The organism is Microbacterium sp. NPDC077663 (assembly GCF_044542795.1).
In the GTDB taxonomy this organism is placed as follows: domain Bacteria; phylum Actinomycetota; class Actinomycetes; order Actinomycetales; family Microbacteriaceae; genus Microbacterium.
The window spans coordinates 1-5,168 of record NZ_JBITVE010000007.1 but is presented as its reverse complement, the minus strand read 5'-3'; the positions used below and the strand labels follow the sequence as shown (position 1 = coordinate 5,168).

General features: G+C 55.0%; 3 rRNA genes. All 3 read right to left on the bottom strand.

The annotated features are described in order from the left end of the window. Positions 1 to 2 precede the first annotated feature (2 nt). Positions 3 to 119: ribosomal RNA gene (gene rrf, locus ACIGEP_RS17035) — 5S ribosomal RNA — on the bottom strand. 109 nt (positions 120 to 228) lie between these two features. Then, positions 229 to 3,334: ribosomal RNA gene (locus ACIGEP_RS17030) — 23S ribosomal RNA — on the bottom strand. Positions 3,335 to 3,708: 374 nt separating this feature from the next. Continuing rightward, positions 3,709 to 5,168 (bottom strand): 16S ribosomal RNA (locus ACIGEP_RS17025); the annotation flags it as partial.

Sequence of the window (5,168 nt, the reverse complement as noted above, 5' to 3'; positions counted from 1 at the left end):
AAGTCCGGCGGTGTCCTACTCTCCCACAGGGTCCCCCCTGCAGTACCATCGGCGCTGTGAGGCTTAGCTTCCGGGTTCGGAATGTGACCGGGCGTTTCCCTCACGCTATGGCCGCCGAAACACTATTGATGTTTCAATCGACACAACAGCATGAATATGTTCATGTGTTGTGTGGTTCTCGACCGTACATCGAGAACCACTCAGTGGACGCAAGCACCTAAACGGTGTGTTATCAAGTCATCGGCTTATTAGTACCGGTCAGCTTCACGTGTTACCACGCTTCCACATCCGGCCTATCAACCCAGTAGTCTGGCTGGGAGCCTCTCACCCGAAGGTATGGAAATCTCATCTTGAGGCCGGCTTCCCGCTTAGATGCTTTCAGCGGTTATCCATCCCGAACGTAGCTAACCAGCGGTGCTCTTGGCAGAACAACTGGCACACCAGAGGTTCGTCCAACCCGGTCCTCTCGTACTAGGGTCAGATCCTCTCAAATTTCCTACGCGCGCAGCGGATAGGGACCGAACTGTCTCACGACGTTCTAAACCCAGCTCGCGTACCGCTTTAATGGGCGAACAGCCCAACCCTTGGGACCTACTCCAGCCCCAGGATGCGACGAGCCGACATCGAGGTGCCAAACCATGCCGTCGATATGGACTCTTGGGCAAGATCAGCCTGTTATCCCCGAGGTACCTTTTATCCGTTGAGCGACAGCGCTTCCACAAGCCACTGCCGGATCACTAGTCCCGACTTTCGTCCCTGCTCGACCTGTCAGTCTCACAGTCAAGCTCCCTTGTGCACTTACACTCGCCACCTGATTGCCAACCAGGTTGAGGGAACCTTTGGGCGCCTCCGTTACTTTTTGGGAGGCAACCGCCCCAGTTAAACTACCCACCAGGCACTGTCCCTGAACCGGATTACGGTTCGAAGTTAGATATCCAGAGTGACCAGAGTGGTATTTCAACAATGACTCCACGGTAACTGGCGTCACCGCTTCACAGTCTCCCACCTATCCTACACAAGCCACACCGAACACCAATACCAAGCTGTAGTAAAGGTCACGGGGTCTTTCCGTCCTGCTGCGCGTAACGAGCATCTTTACTCGTAATGCAATTTCGCCGAGTTCGCGGTTGAGACAGTTGGGAAGTCGTTACGCCATTCGTGCAGGTCGGAACTTACCCGACAAGGAATTTCGCTACCTTAGGATGGTTATAGTTACCACCGCCGTTTACTGGGGCTTAAATTCTCAGCTTCGCCTTGCGGCTAACCGGTCCTCTTAACCTTCCAGCACCGGGCAGGCGTCAGTCCGTATACATCGTCTTGCGACTTGGCACGGACCTGTGTTTTTAGTAAACAGTCGCTACCCACTAGTCTCTGCGGCCTCCACGCCCTTTCGGAGTAAATCCTAATAAGCGGAAGGCCCCCCTTCTCCCGAAGTTACGGGGGCATTTTGCCGAGTTCCTTAACCACGATTCTCTCGATCTCCTTGGTATTCTCTACCTGACCACCTGAGTCGGTTTGGGGTACGGGCGGCTTGAACCTCGCGTCGATGCTTTTCTTGGCAGCATAGGATCACCCACTTTTTATCCGCATCGTGTCTCAGCCTGAATGAGAGACGGATTTGCCTATCTCTCGGCCTACGCACTTGCCCCGGGACAACCATCGCCCGGGTTGGGCTACCTTCCTGCGTCACACCTGTTAATACGCTAGCCGCACCAGAACGGGGTCGAGCGTTAGACCGGCCGGCTTCACCCCGAAGGGATCCACTCAGCCGGGTTAGGACTCTTAGCACTACTGGATTAGCTGGGGCGGTTCTTCGCCGGTACGGGAATATCAACCCGTTGTCCATCGACTACGCCTGTCGGCCTCGCCTTAGGTCCCGACTTACCCAGGGAAGATTAGCTTGACCCTGGAACCCTTGGTCTTTCGGAGGACGTGTTTCTCACACGTCTTTCGCTACTCATGCCTGCATTCTCACTCGTGTAGCCTCCACGGCTGGTTCACACCGCCGCTTCGCTGGCCACACGACGCTCTCCTACCCATCAACACGGCTGGACCACGAAGGCCTACCAATAATGTCAATGCCACAACTTCGGTGGCGTGCTTGAGCCCCGTTACATTGTCGGCGCGGAATCACTTGACCAGTGAGCTATTACGCACTCTTTCAAGGGTGGCTGCTTCTAAGCCAACCTCCTGGTTGTCACAGCAACTCCACATCCTTTCCCACTTAGCACGCGCTTTGGGACCTTAGTTGGTGGTCTGGGTTGTTTCCCTCTCGACTATGAAGCTTATCCCCCACAGTCTCACTGCTGCGCTCTCACTTACCGGCATTCGGAGTTTGGCTGACGTCAGTAACCTTGTAGGGCCCATCGGCCATCCAGTAGCTCTACCTCCGGCAAGAAACACGCAACGCTGCACCTAAATGCATTTCGGAGAGAACCAGCTATCACGAAGTTTGATTGGCCTTTCACCCCTATCCACAGCTCATCCCCTCAGTTTTCAACCTAAGTGGGTTCGGCCCTCCACGACGTCTTACCGTCGCTTCAGCCTGGCCATGGATAGATCACTTCGCTTCGGGTCTAGGACATGCGACTGAATCGCCCTATTCAGACTCGCTTTCGCTACGGCTACCCCACACGGGTTAACCTCGCCACATATCGCTAACTCGCAGGCTCATTCTTCAAAAGGCACGCTGTCACACCTACCAGGGGTGCTCCAACGGTTTGTAAGCAAACGGTTTCAGGTACTATTTCACTCCCCTCCCGGGGTACTTTTCACCTTTCCCTCACGGTACTTGTCCGCTATCGGTCATCTGGGAGTATTTAGGCTTATCAGGTGGTCCTGACAGATTCACACGGGATTTCTCGGGCCCCGTGCTACTTGGGATACTCTTCGCGTCAAGAGAAGCATTTCGACTACGGGGTTGGCACCCTCTATGACCCGCCTTTCAATGCGGTTCGTCTATACCTTCTTGTAACGCCGACAGATCGGCAGAACTGTCTGAAAAGTCCCACAACCCCCAACGTGCAACGCCTGCCGGCTATCACACACGCTAGGTTTAGCCTGTTCCGGTTTCGCTCGCCACTACTAACGGAATCGCGGTTGCTTTCTCTTCCTGTGGGTACTGAGATGTTTCACTTCCCCACGTTCCCTCTACCCGCCCTATATATTCAGGCGGGAGTCACCAGGTACGCACGCGCCCTGGCGGGGTTTCCCCATTCGGACATCCTCGGATCAAAACTTGCTTATCAGTTCCCCGAGGCTTATCGCAGATTGCTACGTCCTTCTTCGGCTCCAGATGCCAAGGCATCCACCGTTTGCTCTTAAAGACTTGAAATCACATGAGTTGAATCGTCAATCGAAATTGACTAATGATCTTTAAGATCATCTTTCTGAACCAATCCCGAAGGATCAGCTCAAAGATGCTCGCGTCCACTGTGTAGTTCTCAAAGTACGGGCGGTACCTCCCCCGCACCAGCAATGCCGGCACAAGAAAAGGCCCAGAGGTTCGGACTCACATCCGGTCCCTCAGGACCCAACAGCGTGCATGCACCAGACCCCTCCAGCCCCACCGTTCCATCCACCGAAGTGAAGTACTAAGAGAAACTCTCAAGCTCTGATGCCTCGTCAAATGTTCCACCCATGAGCTCCGGTCGAGAACATTCGTCTCGAAACCGGCTCTGTCACTCCGAAGAGTGCAGTGCTCCTTAGAAAGGAGGTGATCCAGCCGCACCTTCCGGTACGGCTACCTTGTTACGACTTAGTCCTAATTACCGATCCCACCTTCGACGGCTCCCTCCACAAGGGTTGGGCCACCGGCTTCAGGTGTTACCGACTTTCATGACTTGACGGGCGGTGTGTACAAGACCCGGGAACGTATTCACCGCAGCGTTGCTGATCTGCGATTACTAGCGACTCCGACTTCATGAGGTCGAGTTGCAGACCTCAATCCGAACTGGGACCGGCTTTTTGGGATTCGCTCCACCTCGCGGTATTGCAGCCCTTTGTACCGGCCATTGTAGCATGCGTGAAGCCCAAGACATAAGGGGCATGATGATTTGACGTCATCCCCACCTTCCTCCGAGTTGACCCCGGCAGTATCCCATGAGTTCCCACCATTACGTGCTGGCAACATAGAACGAGGGTTGCGCTCGTTGCGGGACTTAACCCAACATCTCACGACACGAGCTGACGACAACCATGCACCACCTGTTTACGAGTGTCCAAAGAGTTGACCATTTCTGGCCCGTTCTCGTATATGTCAAGCCTTGGTAAGGTTCTTCGCGTTGCATCGAATTAATCCGCATGCTCCGCCGCTTGTGCGGGTCCCCGTCAATTCCTTTGAGTTTTAGCCTTGCGGCCGTACTCCCCAGGCGGGGAACTTAATGCGTTAGCTGCGTCACGGAATCCGTGGAATGGACCCCACAACTAGTTCCCAACGTTTACGGGGTGGACTACCAGGGTATCTAAGCCTGTTTGCTCCCCACCCTTTCGCTCCTCAGCGTCAGTAACGGCCCAGAGATCTGCCTTCGCCATCGGTGTTCCTCCTGATATCTGCGCATTCCACCGCTACACCAGGAATTCCAATCTCCCCTACCGCACTCTAGTCTGCCCGTACCCACTGCAGACCCGAGGTTGAGCCTCGGGATTTCACAGCAGACGCGACAAACCGCCTACGAGCTCTTTACGCCCAATAATTCCGGATAACGCTTGCGCCCTACGTATTACCGCGGCTGCTGGCACGTAGTTAGCCGGCGCTTTTTCTGCAGGTACCGTCACTTTCGCTTCTTCCCTGCTAAAAGAGGTTTACAACCCGAAGGCCGTCATCCCTCACGCGGCGTTGCTGCATCAGGCTTTCGCCCATTGTGCAATATTCCCCACTGCTGCCTCCCGTAGGAGTCTGGGCCGTGTCTCAGTCCCAGTGTGGCCGGTCACCCTCTCAGGCCGGCTACCCGTCGACGCCTTGGTGAGCCATTACCTCACCAACAAGCTGATAGGCCGTGAGCCCATCCCAGACCGAAAAATCTTTCCAACTGCTGACCATGCGATCGCAGCTCATATCCGGTATTAGACGCCGTTTCCAGCGCTTATCCCAGAGTCAGGGGCAGGTTGCTCACGTGTTACTCACCCGTTCGCCACTGATCCACAGAGCAAGCTCTGCTTCACCGTTC